15 protein-coding genes are annotated in these 16,249 nt (G+C 53.1%); 10 read left to right on the top strand and 5 right to left on the bottom strand.

Annotated elements, in window-relative coordinates:
* The first annotated feature begins 23 nt into the window (after positions 1 to 23).
* The 7 genes from HW932_RS19525 to HW932_RS19495 all read left to right on the top strand — a co-directional run bounded on the left by HW932_RS19525 (position 24) and on the right by HW932_RS19495 (position 7,960).
* The gene (locus tag HW932_RS19525) at positions 24 to 1,766 is read left to right on the top strand and encodes a type I restriction-modification system subunit M (RefSeq protein ID WP_176978142.1); all 1,743 of its coding nucleotides are present in this window, start codon (positions 24 to 26) and stop codon (positions 1,764 to 1,766) included.
* A gap of 15 nt (positions 1,767 to 1,781) precedes the next feature.
* Positions 1,782 to 2,045, top strand: coding sequence for a hypothetical protein (locus HW932_RS19520; protein WP_176978141.1), 264 nt, complete (start codon positions 1,782 to 1,784; stop codon positions 2,043 to 2,045).
* Entirely contained in the window at positions 2,042 to 3,394 is a 1,353-nt protein-coding gene (locus tag HW932_RS19515) for a restriction endonuclease subunit S (protein ID WP_176978140.1), read from the top strand. The genes HW932_RS19520 and HW932_RS19515 overlap by 4 nt, the downstream gene beginning before the upstream one ends.
* A gap of 10 nt (positions 3,395 to 3,404) precedes the next feature.
* On the top strand, positions 3,405 to 3,668 hold the full coding sequence (locus HW932_RS19510) for a hypothetical protein (RefSeq protein WP_176978139.1): 264 nt from the start codon (positions 3,405 to 3,407) through the stop codon (positions 3,666 to 3,668).
* On the top strand, positions 3,665 to 4,069 hold the full coding sequence (locus tag HW932_RS19505; protein ID WP_176978138.1) for a PIN domain-containing protein: 405 nt from the start codon (positions 3,665 to 3,667) through the stop codon (positions 4,067 to 4,069). The genes HW932_RS19510 and HW932_RS19505 overlap by 4 nt, the downstream gene beginning before the upstream one ends.
* Positions 4,066 to 7,197 carry a type I restriction endonuclease subunit R gene (locus HW932_RS19500; protein ID WP_176978137.1) on the top strand — a complete coding sequence of 1,044 codons (3,132 nt, stop codon included), beginning with the start codon at positions 4,066 to 4,068 and terminating at the stop codon, positions 7,195 to 7,197. Before HW932_RS19505 ends, HW932_RS19500 begins: the two co-directional genes overlap by 4 nt.
* Before the next feature lie 292 nt (positions 7,198 to 7,489).
* Entirely contained in the window at positions 7,490 to 7,960 is a 471-nt protein-coding gene (locus tag HW932_RS19495; protein WP_176978136.1) for an H-NS family nucleoid-associated regulatory protein, read from the top strand.
* 339 nt (positions 7,961 to 8,299) lie between these two features.
* On the opposite strand, the gene HW932_RS19490 is transcribed toward HW932_RS19495, so the two are convergent.
* From HW932_RS19490 to HW932_RS19470, 5 genes are all read right to left on the bottom strand, one after another.
* A complete protein-coding gene (locus HW932_RS19490) occupies positions 8,300 to 8,839 on the bottom strand; it encodes a hypothetical protein (RefSeq protein ID WP_176978135.1) in 540 nt (179 codons plus the stop codon).
* A gap of 50 nt (positions 8,840 to 8,889) precedes the next feature.
* Positions 8,890 to 9,420 (bottom strand): hypothetical protein, encoded by a 531-nt coding sequence (locus tag HW932_RS19485; protein WP_176978134.1) that lies wholly within the window; start codon positions 9,418 to 9,420, stop codon positions 8,890 to 8,892.
* A gap of 88 nt (positions 9,421 to 9,508) precedes the next feature.
* Entirely contained in the window at positions 9,509 to 10,717 is a 1,209-nt protein-coding gene (locus HW932_RS19480; RefSeq protein ID WP_176978133.1) for a hypothetical protein, read from the bottom strand.
* 425 nt (positions 10,718 to 11,142) lie between these two features.
* The gene (locus HW932_RS19475) at positions 11,143 to 12,306 is read right to left on the bottom strand and encodes a YagK/YfjJ domain-containing protein (protein ID WP_176978132.1); all 1,164 of its coding nucleotides are present in this window, start codon (positions 12,304 to 12,306) and stop codon (positions 11,143 to 11,145) included.
* A 119-nt stretch (positions 12,307 to 12,425) separates the two neighbouring features.
* The gene (locus HW932_RS19470; protein ID WP_176978131.1) at positions 12,426 to 13,550 is read right to left on the bottom strand and encodes a YagK/YfjJ domain-containing protein; all 1,125 of its coding nucleotides are present in this window, start codon (positions 13,548 to 13,550) and stop codon (positions 12,426 to 12,428) included.
* A gap of 999 nt (positions 13,551 to 14,549) precedes the next feature.
* Here HW932_RS19470 and HW932_RS19465 point away from each other — a divergent pair.
* The 3 genes from HW932_RS19465 to bet are packed head-to-tail and all read left to right on the top strand — an operon-like array spanning position 14,550 to position 16,171.
* Positions 14,550 to 14,918: a hypothetical protein gene (locus tag HW932_RS19465; RefSeq protein WP_176978143.1), complete on the top strand. Its 369-nt coding sequence runs from the start codon at positions 14,550 to 14,552 to the stop codon at positions 14,916 to 14,918.
* A 43-nt stretch (positions 14,919 to 14,961) separates the two neighbouring features.
* Positions 14,962 to 15,219 (top strand): hypothetical protein, encoded by a 258-nt coding sequence (locus HW932_RS19460; RefSeq protein WP_176978130.1) that lies wholly within the window; start codon positions 14,962 to 14,964, stop codon positions 15,217 to 15,219.
* Positions 15,220 to 15,271: 52 nt separating this feature from the next.
* A complete protein-coding gene (gene bet, locus HW932_RS19455; protein WP_176978129.1) occupies positions 15,272 to 16,171 on the top strand; it encodes a phage recombination protein Bet in 900 nt (299 codons plus the stop codon).
* Positions 16,172 to 16,249: the final 78 nt, after the last annotated feature.

Below are 16,249 nucleotides of genomic sequence, written 5' to 3'. Positions count from 1 at the left end.
CCAAGAGCAGGAACCAAGGACGCATGAATCAGACGAATCTTTCTGCCCTGATCTGGTCGGTGGCCGACCTGCTGCGGGGCGATTACAAGCAATCCGACTACGGTAAGGTCATCCTGCCCTTCACCGTACTGCGCCGTCTGGATTGCGTCTTGGAGGCCACCAAAGACGCGGTGCTGGCCGAAGAGAAAGCCCGACGGCAAATGGGGGTGAACCCCGAACTCTTCCTGCTGCGCGTGTCCGGTCAGAGCTTCTACAACGTCTCGCCCCTGGACATGAAGAAACTCCTGGGCGATCCGGACCACATCAAGGCCAACCTGTTGTCCTATCTGCACGGATTCTCGGACGATGTCCGCGACATCTTCGAGCAGTTCGACGTCCAGACCCAGATTGACCGCCTCGCCAAAACCAACCTGCTGTATCAAGTGACTGAACGCTTCGCTCAGGTGGACTTGCACCCAAACCGGGTCAGTAACAGCCAGATGGGTCTGGTGTTCGAGGAACTGATCCGAAAGTTTGCGGAACTCTCCAACGAAACCGCCGGTGAACACTTCACTCCGCGTGAAGTCATCCGCTTGATGGTGAACCTGCTGTTCATCGAAGATGACGCGGTACTGGCCAAACCCGGCGTGGTGCGCACCCTCTACGACCCCACGGCAGGCACCGGTGGAATGCTATCCGTGGCCGGGGAATATCTGGAGGAACACAACCCGGAGGCGCGACTGACCATGTTCGGTCAGGAACTCAATCCGGAGTCTTACGCCATCTGCAAGGCTGACATGCTCATCAAGGGGCAGGATGTCGCCAACATCGTCTTCGGCAACACCTTCTCTGAAGATGGACACCCGCAGCGCACCTTCGACTACATGCTGTCCAATCCGCCGTTCGGGGTGGAGTGGAAGAAGGTCGAGAAGGCGATCCGCCAGGAACATGAGACCCAGGGCTTCAGCGGACGCTTCGGTCCTGGATTGCCGCGTGTCTCGGACGGATCACTGCTGTTCCTGCTGCATCTGATCTCCAAAATGCGACCCGCTATTGATGGAGGGAGCCGGTTGGGGATCGTCCTCAACGGCTCGCCGCTGTTCACGGGTGGGGCCGGATCGGGTGAGAGTGAGATCCGTCGCTATGTGCTGGAAAACGATCTGGTGGAGGCGATCATCGGCTTGCCCACGGATATGTTCTACAACACCGGGATCTCGACCTATGTCTGGATTCTCTCCAACCGCAAGCCCGAGCATCGCCGGGGTCTGGTCCAGTTGATCGATGCCAGCGGGTTGTGGCAGAAGATGCGCAAGAGTCTGGGGTCCAAGCGCAAGGAACTCTCGGACGCGCACATCGCTGAGATCACCCGACTGTTTGGTGAGTGCCGTGAGGCATACGACGGCAAGAAGCCGATCTCACGCCTGTTCAAGAACAGCGACTTCGGCTATCGCACCATCACTGTCGAGCGCCCGCTGCGGGACGAAGCCGGGAACATCGTGCTTGGCATCAAGGGCAAGCAGAAGGGCAAGCCGCAACCGGATACCAGTCGGCGCGACACCGAGAATGTCCCGCTGGTCGAAGACGTGGAGACCTACTTCCAGCGCGAGGTGTTACCCCATGCCCCGGATGCCTGGATCGATCACGACAAGACCAAGGTCGGCTATGAGATCCCCTTCAACCGGCATTTCTACGTCTTCGAGCCGCCACGCCCGCTGGCCGACATCGATGCCGACCTGAAACGCTGCACGGATCGCATTCTGACCATGATCGAGGGGCTATCGGCCTGAAGCGAGGAAACGACCATGCAAGCCATCGAATTTGAAGCCGTCTCGGAAAACCATCGGATTCAGTTACCGGATACGGCACCAAACGGCGTGCGGATGCGCGTACTGCTGTTGTGGGAACCGCCCAGCCCATCCGAGACGGACTTGAAAGACCTGTTTTCCAGCGTGACCGAGGGACTGACAGCGGCGGATCTGGAACGTCCGCGTGATTTTGGGCGGTGGGACGTTGAACGCAGCGGCGTCACGCTACTCAATCCTTTTTCAGAGGCTGTCAGCGAATGAGCTTTCCGCGCTACGAACGCTACAAGGACAGCGGGGTGGAATGGCTGGGGGAAGTGCCGGAGCATTGGGAAGTCAGGCCACTCAAGTATCTCGTTGCATTTCGGAGTGGAGGAACGCCAAGTAAGGAAAACATGGATTATTGGAATGGTGAAGTTCCGTGGGCTTCGGCCAAAGATATAAAGGCTGAGATTCTTTCTGATACTATTGATCACATCACAGAGTATGCCATTCAATCTGGTGTGGCTGAGCTTATCCCGACTGGGTCGGTCTTGATTGTAGTACGTGGCATGATATTGGCCAGAACATTCCCGGTTTGTTTTGTGGAAAAACCGATGGCCATTAACCAAGACCTGAAAGCTCTAGAATGCAGAGAGGGATTGGACGCACGATTTTTAGCACGACTTCTGCAAGGCTCTTCTGAAGAGTCTGTGCGGAGAATCGACGAAGCGGCACACGGAACAAAAGCATTGCGCATGGATGCCTGGACCTCGATGGAGTTACCCGTTCCGCCAATCGAAGAACAGAACACCATCGCTACCTTCCTCGACCGCGAAACCGCCAAGATCGACGCGCTGATTGCCGAACAGCAACGGCTCATCGAACTGCTGAAGGAAAAGCGTCAGGCGGTCATCTCCCACGCCGTCACCAAGGGTCTGAACCCCGATGCACCGATGAAGGATTCCGGCATCGAATGGTTGGGGGAAGTGCCAGCGCATTGGGAAGTTATGCCATTCAAACGCCACCTGATTTTCTTGACAAGCGGATCGAGGGGATGGGCCGAGCACTATTCAGATGAGGGGGCATTATTTATCCGCATTAGCAATCTGACACGAGACAGCATTCAGATAGACTTGTCAGATATTCAAAGGGTAACGGTACCAGAAGGCGCTGAAGGTGAGCGTACAAAAGTTCAGTCCGGTGATGTCCTATTCTCGATTACGGCTTATCTCGGATCGGTCGCAGTAGTTCCGGAAGAATTGGAACCGGCGTATGTCAGTCAACACGTAGCATTGGCTAGACTTGATCAGCAGCATTTGTTGCCCGCTTGGGCGGCCTATGTGACTCTATCTTTTATAGGTAAGACTTATCTGGAAACTCAAGGATACGGCGGCACAAAAATACAGTTGAGTCTCGATGATGTTGCCAATCTCGTGATGACACTACCAGATACCGAAGAGCAGTCTATCATCGCCGCCTTCATCGACCACGAAACTGCCAAGATCGACGCCCTGACCGCCGAAGCCCAAACCGCCATCACCCTCCTGCAAGAACGCCGCACCGCCCTGATTTCCGCTGCTGTCACCGGCAAGATCGACGTGCGCGGATTCACTTCGGATTCCACGCATTAGGAGCCACCGCATGTTTGCCATCCGCCAGATGATCGACGATCCGCAAGACTTCATTCCGGTTCCAGCGGAACTGCGCCATCGTCCCACCGAGGTGATTTTCATCGCCCTCGACGCTGCCCCAGAGGTTGCCACGGTCGCACTTGCCGGAGAAGGGCAAGATAAGCCGCTGGAGCGCACGACGGCAGCAATCACCGCTTTTCGTGGGAAGGGGAAAGGCGGCGCGGTCGCACGCTTGTTACAGGATCGTCAGTCCGACCGTGAGCAGGAAGCATGAGCCATTTTCTACTCGATACCTCCGCCTTGCTGGCCTTGCGCGACGATGAACCCGGCGCTGATCGCGTCAGCCAGCTCTTGCAAGCGACCGATCAAGGTACCGTGACCTGTTACGGCTGCTTTATGTCGCTGATGGAAGTGTTCTATCGCGTCTGGAAGGATGAAGGCGAAGCGGCGGGACGCGAAGCCTATGCCGATTGCCTAGCCTTGCCGATACAGTGGATTCATGAATCCCCGCCGCTTCTGGAGCGTGCAGCGATGGTCAAGGCCACGCATCCGCTGTCCCTGGCCGATGCCTGGATAGCCGCTGCCGCACTGGAACTCAATGCGACTCTGGTTCACAAAGACCCCGAGTTCGAGAAACTGCCGGGGCTTCTGGAAGAGCGTCTACCTTACAAATGAGCCTGCACCGGGAAGTGAACTTCGAGACCGACATCTGCGACGCCCTCGCCGCTCAGGGCTGGTTCTATGCCGACGGCGATGCTGTCCACTATGACCGGGCACGGGCACTGTTTCCAGCGGATGTCCTGGCCTGGGTGCAGGACACTCAACCCAACGCCTGGGCCACCTTGGAGAAGAATCACGGCCCACAAGCCGCCGAGGTGCTGCTCGGACGACTACGGGATTCCATCAATCAACGCGGCACCCTCGACGTACTGCGCCACGGTATCGAGCTGCTCGGCCTGCGCCATCCCCTCACCCTAGCCCAATTCAAACCCGCCCTGGCGATGAATCCTGATCTGCTCACCCGCTATGCCGCTAACCGGCTGCGCGTGATTCGCCAGTTACGCTATTCACTCCATAACGAAAACGCTCTCGATCTCGGCCTGTTCCTCAACGGGATTCCGGTCGCCACGGCGGAACTGAAAACCGACTTCACCCAATCGGTCGAGGATGCCGTCGATCAGTACCGCTTCGACCGCCATCCCTGCCCCAAGGGACAGGGAAACGCCGAACCCCTGTTGTCGTTCCCGAATGGAGCCTTGGTCCATTTCGCCGTCAGTCAACGCGAAGTCCGGATGACCACGCACCTTGAAGGTCCGGCCACCCGCTTTCTGCCCTTCAACCGGGGCGATCACGGAGCGGCAGGCAATCCTCCCTGTGAACACGGCGGACACCGTACCGCCTATCTCTGGGAAGACATCTGGGCGCGGGACACCTGGCTGGAGATTCTCGGACGCTATCTGGTCGCCCAGAAGGACAGCAAGAAACAGATCAAAACACTCATCTTCCCGCGTTTCCACCAACTCGACGGTACGCGCAAGCTCCTGGTCACGGTGCTGATCGAAGGGCCGGGCGGCAAATATCTGATCCAGCACTCTGCCGGCTCGGGCAAGACCAACTCCATCGCCTGGGCCGCACATTTCCTGGCCGATCTGCACGACGAACACCATCACAAGCTGTTCGATAGCGTGCTGGTGGTCTCGGATCGCACCGTACTGGACAGCCAGTTACAGGACGCCATCTTCGATTTCGAGCGTACCGCTGGGGTGGTGGCCACCATCACAGGCGAGGGCGGCAGCAAGAGCCGCGAACTGGCCGAAGCCCTGTCCGGTGGCAAGAAGATCGTGGTCTGTACCATCCAGACCTTTCCCTTTGCGCTGAAGGCCGTGCGTGAACTGGCCGCTACCCAGGGCAAACGCTTTGCCGTGATCGCCGATGAAGCGCATTCCTCACAGACTGGCGAAGCGGCGGCGAAGCTCAAAGCCGTGCTGTCAGCGGACGAATGGCAGGCGTTGACCGATGGCGGCGAGATCAGCACCGAAGACCTGCTGGCCGCGCAAATGACGACACGGGCCGCCGAAACGGGCATCACCTATGTCGCCTTCACCGCCACACCCAAGGCCAAAACGCTGCAACTCTTCGGTCGTCGCCCCGATCCGAACCGACCTGCCGGACCGGATAATCTGCCTGCGCCCTTCCATGTCTATTCGATGCGTCAAGCCATCGAGGAAGGCTTCATCCTCGATGTGCTCAAGAACTACACCCCTTACAAGCTGGCGTTCCGCTTGGCAACCATGGGGCGCGAATGGGATGAGCAGGAGATGGTGCGCGACGAAGCCCTCAAGGGCATCCTGCGCTGGGTGCGGCTACACCCCTACAACATCAGCCAGAAAGTGCAGGTGGTCGTGGAGCATTTCCGCGAGAACGTCGCCCCGCTGCTGAATGGACGCGCCAAGGCGATGGTCGTGGTCGGCAGTCGTCTGGAAGCCGTGCGCTGGCGGCTCGCCATTGACCACTACATCCAGGAGCAGGGCTACCCGATCGGTACCCTGGTCGCCTTTTCCGGTGAAGTCAGCGATCCCGAGTCCGGCCCCGATCCCTTCAGCGAAACCAGTCAGACCATGAACCCCAACCTGAAAGGGCGGGGGATTCGTGACGCCTTCGATACTGACGACTATCAGATCCTGCTGGTCGCCAACAAATTCCAGACCGGTTTCGATCAGCCGCTGTTGTGCGGGATGTATGTCGACAAGCGGCTCGCCGGCATCGCGGCGGTGCAAACGCTCTCCCGCCTCAACCGTGCCTATCCGAACAAGGACACCACTTATGTGGTGGACTTCGTCAACGATCCCGAGGACATCCTTGACGCCTTCAAGGCGTACTACGAAACCGCCGAACTCTCCGGCGTGACCGATCCCAACCTGATCTTCAACCTGCGCAGTAAGCTGGACGCGGCAGGGTTCTATGACGACTTCGAGGTCAACCGCGTAGTCGAGGTCGAGTTCAACCCCAAAGCCAAGCACAGCGACCTGACGGCAGCGCTGGAACCGGTGGCCTCCAGGCTGTTGCAGCAATACAAGGCAGCCCAGAACCGGCTCAAGATCGCCAAGGCCAAGGACGACACAGCGGCGATCAAAGAGGCGCAAGACGCCTTGAATGCCCTGCGACTGTTCAAGAAAGACCTGGGCACATTCCAGCGCGTCTATGCCTTCCTCTCGCAAATCTTCGACTATGGCAACACCGCCATCGAAAAGCGGTTCATCTTCTACCGTCGGCTCCTGCCGCTCCTGGAGTTCGGACGCGAACGCGACGCCATCGACCTGTCCAAGATCGTGCTCACCCATCACACCCTGAAACGCCAGGGTCAGCGTTCCCTCGTCCTGCAAGCGGGCAAAACGAGCACGCTCACCCCGCCCGGCGAGAGTGGCACCGGCACGGTACAGGACAAGGAAAAAGCCCGACTCAGAGAGATCATCGCCAAAGTCAATGACCTGTTTGAAGGCGAACTGACTGACGATGACCAACTGGTCTACGTCAACCATGTCATCAAGGGCAAGCTGCTGGAATCCAAGACCCTGATCCAACAGGCGTCCAACAACACCAAGGAACAGTTCGCCAACTCACCCGATCTGTCGAACGAACTGCTCAATGCCATCATCGATGCTTTTGCCGCCCACACGACCATGAGCAAACAGGCACTGGATTCCGAGAAGGTACGCCGGGGGTTGCAGGACATCCTGCTTGGACCGGCACAGCTTTATGAGGCGCTACGGGAACAGACTGAAAGCGCGCCAGCCGTACCGTAAGCCATCGTCGGTAAGGTCGTCGGATCTGGTTCGATACCGGATATGTTTGGGTTTGTCCATAGGTTTCCCGTAACCTGTGGGCGGCGGATATTGATCTCAAACTCGACGAGACTTCGCTCAGTTCTTGGGGCAAAGGGTTTCAAGCGTGTGTTTGGTCGACGGGACATGCGGCTGGAAACGTTTGGATGTGGTTTACAGAGTGCTCTTGTCAAGTATCATTTTTTATGGTAGATAGTTTTCTTCTCGACCGCTTAACGTCCTAAAAATAAACAACCAAACATTGAGCGCAAATATGATTCACGTTAAAAGTGATCCTGCTGAAGACCTTCTGAAAAAAATGCAAGAGGAACCTACTGAAAATGAAGATTTTTTGAAAGAAAAGCAAGATATTGAAGAAAAAGAAAAAGCGCTTGAACAGCAGAAAAAAGCATACCTTGAGAAAGTTAAAAAAACCAAGCTAGACTCTCGACAGAAAGTATTAAATGCTATTTTAAAATGCATGGATACCTATGATATCGATATTTCTGATATTGCCATTGCTAAAAAATATCCAGAAAAAATCAAAAAAATATCACAAGACACAAACAAAAAAACATCACAGGCCACAAAAGAGAAAAAGCCTAAATTTCCACAGCCCCCTGAAGGAAAGAAGTATTTTAACCCTGAAACCAAGAAATCCTGGTCGGGAAGAGGGCCTATAGATGATTCAATCCGCAATCATCCAGATCCAAACTCGCTGTTAGTTGACAAGGTAGTTGATTAGCCAACGACTGCAATATAGGGTTTACTTTTTTTGCAGAGATCAGATCCCTGAAATTTTTTCAAACGCACCTGAAGGCGATCTGATCTTGTAATTTTTATGGTGCTGTGTTTGATCCTAGAATAGGAATCTGCCTGTGGTACTGACCCGCTTACTGGGAGGTCGGTAATGCAGAGGAAAGCTGCCGAATCCACAAACATTGATCCGTTCTCCATTGCCTATTGAGTCACGGAGTAGATATGGAGAGTGTTGACAACCATGCGAGAGCCGGTATCCACCACCCCACCTGGAACCTCGGTGACGAGGCTCTAGGCGGCGACGATTAAAATTTAAGCTATCATTTTAGGCGCGGTAATTTTCAAACTTGAGTCCATTAACGCTGATAGGAACATTCTCCCAACCTACAATCCAATAGCAATCTCCGGGTTGCGTGCCTTCAAACTGCTCTATAAGATTGATTAAATATTGTTGCATGTTTTCTAGTTCTGGATACTCAAATTCAAATGCCATCAAACGAATATCCGCTTTTGATTGCATCAGTTTTAAGAAAGAATCAGTAATTCTTTGATCACGCCCATAATGTTCCTCATCACTAACGACCTCCATCACTAACGGCAATCGAACAAGTCGACTGAATTCACTGTCTACACGCCAATGCAGATCATAAATCCATTTCTCCTCATGCGCGTAAAAGCATGTTGCTTTTTCAGCATACACCTTATAGCCGAATTCATGCGCATAAGATCCAATCGTCTCTAAAATATAACGCTTTACTTCAGATCTGCTTTGGATGCCTTTACTATTTATGTATCTACCAAAATCATTGGTAAAAAAATTATAGACTTTTTTTTGAATATCTTCAATCTTTGGTGCATGTCGCATATACATACCTTGGTTTTTATATTAGCTTGCTTACGAATACGGCGCGCGATTTATTTATGATGAAAAAGAACTTGCATCGAGTTTGAATTCCATGGAATGTCAAAATCCCACAAAGCAAATACATATCGATCACCAGCCTGAGAGTTTTCAAACTGCTCTAAAATATTGTATATATAATGCATGGTTTTCTCTGCGTTGCTGCATTCTAACACAAGCAAGCGAACATCCGCTCTTGATTGTGCCAGTTTCAGAACCGACTGCGTGATTCTTTCCTGAAGAAGCACGTTCTCATCCTGAATAGTTTCTATTTGCATGACAAGCGGCAAACGAACGAGTGGATTATATTGATTAACTAAACGCCAATGCTGATCGTAGATCCAAGCGTCACAGTCCGCTTGTGGACAAAGGTTTTTTGATGAAAATACCTGAAAACCAAACTGCTGGCCAACGTTGCACAAGGTATTGAGAATAATTGCTTTCCACTGATCTCTAGAACAATTTTGAAAAAAAGAATGTAGCTGCGTGCGAAAAATAGAGTCTAACTGACTTTCAATGGCGTTACTCATTAAGTTGTTTCGCATGTGAATACTCAGTGCTTATCAGGAATCGGGTAGGGCCGAATTTTGACAGAGTACAGTGTAGCTCGCGAATCAAGTCTTCGTCACCTCGCTACTGATCGCCTACCTTCACTGAAGATTTTGACTTCGACCGAGCGGATGTTTGGCGCTTGACGGTTCGAGGGAGCGTACTTTTTGTGAAGGTTCGACCTTTTCCTTTGGATTGTGCATAATAATCAAATTTCGTGATCATAGTCGCCATTGACTGAATCTCGATCGGTAAAGGAGTCCGGTGTTGGGCCAAAATATAGCGACGATTCATCGTTTTTTGGTTTGGATACTTACCCCATTTTGAAGTAGCTTCTTCATACCAATACTTGTAGATGCTGAACACATCATCGGCTAATCGGTTGGTATCAGAAGCGCGATAAAATAGTATTCCATGCAAGATAGGTCCATTACTAAAATGCTCGATTTTCAAAGCATAGCCAACACTCATGGTTCTTAACGGACCTTTGAGAGAAACCAATGTCTGGCGATCAGCATACATATCCCGCTTATTGCAGTCATCGGTCAGCTCATACTCAAATCGAACATAGATGGCCGCGATGTCTTGATAGTGGTTGCGGAGGCCATTGATCAGTTCGATTAGTCCGGCATAATTTTTGTTTGAAAGACGCCTGAAATTTTTCAGGCTTGACTTGCATTCAGTGTTATTAAAAGTATCGCGAAGTGTATCGACTAGAGTATTAAGATACTGACAGGCGAGTGCCTGATTTTGACCTGGGTTGAGTGTTTGGATTGTGTTTTTCTCAGTAACTTTTGCTTCACACGTTTCCTGATCAGTTATGGGAGTCTGAACAGAAATTTTTGCCGATTTTGTGGGATACAAAAACGCTGAAAGCGTGAAAGGATACTTGTCTTCTAATGGGTTTTTTGGCGCAATTTTTGAAAGCTGAAAGCAGATATGCGCCGTCCCTGAGTCCTGATCTAGGGTTTCCAAAAATGCGCTGACAATCGGACTGATGCGATAAATATCCAGATACTCGCAGATAAACTCTTTATTGCTGAAGTGCTGTTGGATTTGCTGATACAGATCATGGCCAAGGCGACGAACTCGGACATAACGGGACGGATCATCAAATCTTGTTTTTTTTCGATTTGAATCGAACTCAAACAGATCGCCTTTAGTCTTGGCAATGCGTGATGCTAGTCGGTCGAGCCACTGTAATCTCTGCCGAAACTCTATATCCTTGTGCGTACTGGTCGGTAACAGCAGTAGCTTAAATTGGTTGATGGCCGGTGTGGGCGAGTGAGACATGGTCTGTAGTCTGTGCGATCTAGTCGAAGGCCAGGAACGCTGGCCGAAGACAGTCGAAATCCAGCCCGAAAGTTAGTTCCCTTGCTTTAGAGTTGGTTCCCCTGACTTAGAGTTAGTTCTCTTGAATTGTAAATCAATAACTTAGATTTTTGAATCGATACCGGCTCACAGCCTGGATGCACCACTCAGCGGGTCTGTCGCTCCCCGCTTCAGAGGAGGCTCAATCCCCATTGTAGACGATCCCTGATCAGGCACAGGTTCGTGCTCAGAAGCGCTCACGGTCTACGAGTGCGTCTACGGAGACTACTCTATCATACCCCCCTCTAAAACCGCTGCTATCGCCTCCTGAGCGCCTGTGAACCGATCCCAGTCCTCTCCTACCGGAATCGACTCACAGACGCTCTGAGCGTGATACGTGGCGAATCCTACGCGATGTTTTTCGCCCGCCACTGATTCCAATGCTGTTCCATATTCGACTGCTCGACTGAATACGCATCGGAATACTCCAGACGAACCTCCGGAGAACGTCGAATGTACCCACGACCAAAGGTGCGTCGCTGTGGATGTTGCAACTGCATGAAGTAGTCGACCACACACAGATTCCGTAACGCCAGATCCAGATTGCACCACCGTGACCACTGATCCCGCTCAATCATCCCTGTCCCCAAGCGCTGATACTTGCCGGAATCGACATGCTGATTCCAGAAACGGGCCTTGTCTCCAACCAGTTCTCGCCAGTGTTTACCGATCCGGTCGGACATCTCCCAACCACTCAATACCGCGTTCCCATCGAAGAAGAAGAACCACTGGTAGTAAAATCCTCGGCAGGCTGAGTAGGAGAGCTTCCAGATAGTGCCAACCAGATGCTCAAACAGACCGAGCGTTGCGAAACTCTGGGCAAACGCCTGTTGGTGATCCAAGGTTTGATCGAAGGTGATGTACGGTCGACGTTTCCTGTAGTAACGTATCGGGTCTTGATAGGTCAGTTCGACCCGACACACCATCAGTTTTTCCGTCTGTTCCAGCCGAGACTTAACATAGGAATGCAGCCGCTGATGACGATGCTGCATCTCACGATAGCGTTGCTGGATGTCGAGGAAGAACGGTCCGTACTGAAGGAGAGAACGCAAGGCTTGGACACAGGTCTGGAGTGCGTCATAGACACGTCGATGGTCGATGGTGATCGCGTCCTCACGATAGAGCTGGAGGATCTCCTGAAGGTCAGGCTGCTGTTCGACCTGTCGCAGGAAACACGCGATCCAGGGATCGAACTGATGCAGGGAAAAATGGCGACGGATCAGACTGGCATCAAACCGAATCGCCTGATAGAGTTTGTAACCAAGGGGATGCTGTCTGACATCGAGATACGTTTGACCCCGAAGTGTACGCTGCAACGTGAACAATGGATCGCCCTGTTGGTGTTGGTCTAAAGCCAATCCGAGTTCGACCACACGGATCAAGGCATCGAGTGCGTCCTGATCCTGGGTGATGTAGCCTAACGATTCTACGAGCTTGTTATATTTACGCTGCAACAGACTGTCCCGGAGGATAGGGTAAGCGTCAAACAGCGTATCGTCGATCTGGAACATGGTGTACCTCGAAGCGGTGGAGTGGAAGCTTTGGCTGGATCACCTGTTCGGTGGACGTCTCCTTGAACGTTTCGATGTCGTCTCCAGCCAAAGCATGTCACGTCCGCGTATTTTTTGGACTATCCTGACCTGTCAGTCGTGTGATCCATCGAGGATTTTTGACGTGGACGACCCTGTTTGACCGGCGGTAAGGGTTTTATCTCACCCCGTCCAAAGGTTTGCCGCCATCCTGTATGTTTCAAACTGATAAAGTCATCGACCTTGCACAAATACTGAACCACGCGCTGTAACGCTTGCCGTTTGGTTTGATCCGTATGATCGATCTGTCCAATTCCCAGATGGCGATACTGGGTTTTGTAAAAATTACAGTTCCAGTAAGTCGCGTGTGAACCGACGATGACTTTCCAGTGTTCACCGATCAAGTGTCCCAGTGTTATATCCTCCCGAACCTTGGACCCATCGAAAAAGAACAGCCAATGGGTATGAAACCCTTTCAGAGCGCCGTGTTCGATTTTCCAGACATATCCCACGAGATGTTCAAACAGCGGTTCACGTTTCAAACTCCGGGTGAACCGCTCACGGTACGCTAAGGCGTCCTCAAACGTCACCGGTATCCAATCACGATCATGACACTGAGACGGCGTTAGAAACGACAAATCGACCCGGACCACCAACAGTCGTGCATAGCGTTCAAACAGACGATCGATGTAGTTCAAGCTGCCTTGGTACAAGCGACGACTCGCCTGCCGTCGAATTTTGATCCGTTTCGCCATCTCCGAACCGGCCATGAACAACCGTAACCCATTGGCAAACTCGTTGAGATCCTCCGCCAACCTGAACACATCGACCGTATCCGGGTGGTCGTGATACATCTGAACCCTGGAGACCAAGGATTCGTCGGCGTTGCGGTGTTGAAGAAAACACTCCACCAGCGGATCAAACACATGAAACGGGAAATGCTCACAGATGTTTAAGGCATCGACCCGAATCGCTCGAAACAGGTGCTCTCCCAACGCACAACGACCCATGGAGATTCGTGGTTGACCTCGCCGCTGTCTGACCCGAAACAACACCTCACGATTCCGACTCAGGGCGATCATCAGGGTATTGAGACACTTGACCTTCTCTAAGGCGTCCTTGTCTTCCGTTCTAATACGCTGGGCATTCCCTGGATCGTTGACCAGCAAACCCTCTTCCAGCGCATAAAAAATCTCATCCGGCATTTTGGCATTGTCGATCATCATGACGGTCGCTCACTGTGTTGTTAACCAAGAAACCAAGATCCATCGTAAGGATGCATTGAACGTGAATCCTCACGTCACACCATCGACCGCCGAAGTATTTTTTATCCCAACGCTCTCTGTCTGTTCGTGGGTATACCCACAAGGACAGCGTTTCATGACCAGGAATCGTTGAAGTCTTGGGTCAGTCGCTCTATCGGGATCTGGTATCGATAGAAGGTCTCTTGTTCGCAGATCTGACTATGGATACTTTGTAACACTTCAGGCATGATGGATTCTTTACTTAAAGGTAGTAACTCTGGGTTTGTCCCATAGGCTTTGTATATCTGGATAGATCAATCTCGATCTTGATGTTCATCCTTCATGTGTGAGTGTACTGTGTGGCTTATCCGGCGATGTATCCCTTCTGGCGCTATCAGGCTATTTCTCTTATCTAGGGTCTCTAGATATCGGTGCGCTGTTAGCTAGTGTATATAAGGCTCTATCTATCATTTATATTGTTATTGATATAACTCAGCGTATCAGGCCCTGTTAAGCAGGGCTGGCTATATAGGCTATTGATCTATGTATGATTAAGTGCTCTATGGGCTGTTAAGCCATGAAGCATTAAGTGCTACATGGGCTGTTAAGCCAATACAACTCTATATACTCCAGAAATCCCCTCGGTTTTCTCCTCCTGAAAATGCCTGAATCACCAGTATCATTCCGCCTCTATCCTCCCTGAAATCCAGATCAAACGTCGGTGACGACTTTTAAAAAAGTTAGGGTTCCAGCGTGGGTTCTGCATCGAGGCTGTTGGCACTCGATGAGCATCGTTTTCGCACCGAAAAACCACCTCCCAGAAAACCTGGATCGGACTGAAAAACAGTCACATATATCTCAGGTGAGGAGTCTCTGAACTCCGTGTAAAAACGTCCGCGGCACTCGATGGAATCCTTAGATTCCATCGGTCTGCAATCGCGTGGCGTTTTCCCCTGTCATGTTGATTACGAGGTCACGGTCATGCTGGTGTCATGTCCAAACTGTCAGTCGATGCAAGTCATCAAGCGGGATGTCGCCAAACGGATGGGCGGTCTGGTGGGAACCGTGGGTGGAGCCGCTTCTGGAGCGGCCAAAGCCCTGGCCGGTGCTCAGGTGGGAAGTCGTGTCGGTCTGGTCGCTTTTGGTCCGATAGGAGCGACCCTGGGAGGTTTTGCCGGAGCGTTACTGGGTGGCTTGCTGGGAGCCACGACCGGAGGGGTGGCGGGTGCCAAACTTGGTGAGGTGATCGATGCGCAGGTCTTGCACAACTGCGAATGTCTGCGCTGCGGGCATCGCTTCAGCGATCCGAATGCGGCTGAATCCTCAGATCCGGGAACCTTTCGGGCCTGACGGACGCTGTTCACGTTCAACCCCGACCGTGGAGGAACCGGCCATGCCGCTCTCAATCAACGTCCATGATGTGGCCAAGATCCAGGTCAGCGCCGATGGACGACCGTTTGAACACCAGGGGCGGATGCATTGGTGGCAATCGCTGCTGTTGTTCGACCGTCACGACACCCTGATCGGGGAGATCACGCTGCATCTGCATCGTCCCGAGGTGGCTTTACCCGTCGGTGATCAACCGCCGTACTGGGGTCTCGATCCCCAGCGTCAACCATTGGTCCTGTCACCCGATGAGGTGCCGTTCTAATCCCACCCTCACACACGGGACCATAGTCCCGTGTTTTCCATGGAGGTTCATCATGGCGCCGTCCATGCAACCGTCCAGTTCCGATCTCCGTCTCCAGGTTCCCGAGACGACCCTGAGCGCACTCGGACTGGATACCACCACCTGGCAGGTGCTCACCGAGAGCATCTTTCCCAACGCCAATACCGCCCAGGGCATCCTGTTGGCGGTGCGCTACTGTCAGGCACGCGGACTCGATGTACTCAAGCGTCCGGTCAATATCGTGCCGATGTGGAGCAAGCGGCTGGGGCGTGAAGTCGAAACGATCTGGCCGGGGATCAATGAGGTGCAGATCACCGCCGCACGCACCGGTCAGTATGCGGGTCTCGATCCGGCGCAGTTTGGTCCCGATCAGACCCTGACCTTTCAGGGACGGGTGAAAACGAACGGCAACTGGCAGGACGCTCAGGTCGAGGTGACGTTTCCCGAGTGGTGCGAGGTGACGGTCTACCGTCTGCTGCACGGGATGCGCTGTCCGTTCTCCGAACGGGTGTACTGGTTGGAAACCTACTCTCGTGCCGGTGGAGCATACTCCGAGGTGCCAACCGCCATGTGGATCAAGCGACCACGGGGACAGCTTCTGAAGTGTGCCAAGGCGGCGAGTCTGCGCGCCGCGTTTCCCGAGGAAGCCGACTATACCGCCGAGGAAATGGCCGGCAAGTCCATCGAACCCGAAGAGATCCTGGTCGACACGCCCACCACGTCGACCGAACACACTCCCGTCGACCCACCTGAGACGCCGGACTGGAAGGCCCAGATCGATGCGCTGATCGAACGGGCCGCCCACAGCCAAGCGTGGAGTACGGCCCAGGACTACTTTCACCAGCGGTTTTCCGGTGAAGCGCTGAGCTATGCACTCCAGGGTCTGGAACGTGCCCAGGAACAGGCGCTGCCGCCTCCCGCTGAAGCCGCCTGATCCTTTCCCGTTCTCTCACACCTCAAACCACTCTCCCCCTTCAGGCGCGTCATCCCCGGATGACGGGCCTTTTTTATG

Origin of the sequence: Allochromatium humboldtianum, from assembly GCF_013385175.1 — a bacterium.
In the GTDB taxonomy this organism is placed as follows: Bacteria; Pseudomonadota; Gammaproteobacteria; order Chromatiales; family Chromatiaceae; genus Thermochromatium; species Thermochromatium humboldtianum.
The sequence above is the reverse complement of the archived record's forward strand: the minus strand, read 5'-3'. Positions and strand labels throughout refer to the sequence as shown.

What these genes read in the sequence shown, in the direction of transcription:
- HW932_RS19525 (WP_176978142.1), top strand. Translation starts at nt 24, where the DNA reads ATGAATCAGACGAATCTTTCTGCCCTGATCTGGTCGGTGGCCGACCTG.
- HW932_RS19520 (WP_176978141.1), top strand. Translation starts at nt 1,782, where the DNA reads ATGCAAGCCATCGAATTTGAAGCCGTCTCGGAAAACCATCGGATTCAG.
- HW932_RS19515 (WP_176978140.1), top strand. Translation starts at nt 2,042, where the DNA reads ATGAGCTTTCCGCGCTACGAACGCTACAAGGACAGCGGGGTGGAATGG.
- HW932_RS19510 (WP_176978139.1), top strand. Translation starts at nt 3,405, where the DNA reads ATGTTTGCCATCCGCCAGATGATCGACGATCCGCAAGACTTCATTCCG.
- HW932_RS19505 (WP_176978138.1), top strand. Translation starts at nt 3,665, where the DNA reads ATGAGCCATTTTCTACTCGATACCTCCGCCTTGCTGGCCTTGCGCGAC.
- HW932_RS19500 (WP_176978137.1), top strand. Translation starts at nt 4,066, where the DNA reads ATGAGCCTGCACCGGGAAGTGAACTTCGAGACCGACATCTGCGACGCC.
- HW932_RS19495 (WP_176978136.1), top strand. Translation starts at nt 7,490, where the DNA reads ATGATTCACGTTAAAAGTGATCCTGCTGAAGACCTTCTGAAAAAAATG.
- HW932_RS19490 (WP_176978135.1), bottom strand. Translation starts at nt 8,839, where the DNA reads ATGCGACATGCACCAAAGATTGAAGATATTCAAAAAAAAGTCTATAAT.
- HW932_RS19485 (WP_176978134.1), bottom strand. Translation starts at nt 9,420, where the DNA reads ATGCGAAACAACTTAATGAGTAACGCCATTGAAAGTCAGTTAGACTCT.
- HW932_RS19480 (WP_176978133.1), bottom strand. Translation starts at nt 10,717, where the DNA reads ATGTCTCACTCGCCCACACCGGCCATCAACCAATTTAAGCTACTGCTG.
- HW932_RS19475 (WP_176978132.1), bottom strand. Translation starts at nt 12,306, where the DNA reads ATGTTCCAGATCGACGATACGCTGTTTGACGCTTACCCTATCCTCCGG.
- HW932_RS19470 (WP_176978131.1), bottom strand. Translation starts at nt 13,550, where the DNA reads ATGATGATCGACAATGCCAAAATGCCGGATGAGATTTTTTATGCGCTG.
- HW932_RS19465 (WP_176978143.1), top strand. Translation starts at nt 14,550, where the DNA reads ATGCTGGTGTCATGTCCAAACTGTCAGTCGATGCAAGTCATCAAGCGG.
- HW932_RS19460 (WP_176978130.1), top strand. Translation starts at nt 14,962, where the DNA reads ATGCCGCTCTCAATCAACGTCCATGATGTGGCCAAGATCCAGGTCAGC.
- bet (WP_176978129.1), top strand. Translation starts at nt 15,272, where the DNA reads ATGGCGCCGTCCATGCAACCGTCCAGTTCCGATCTCCGTCTCCAGGTT.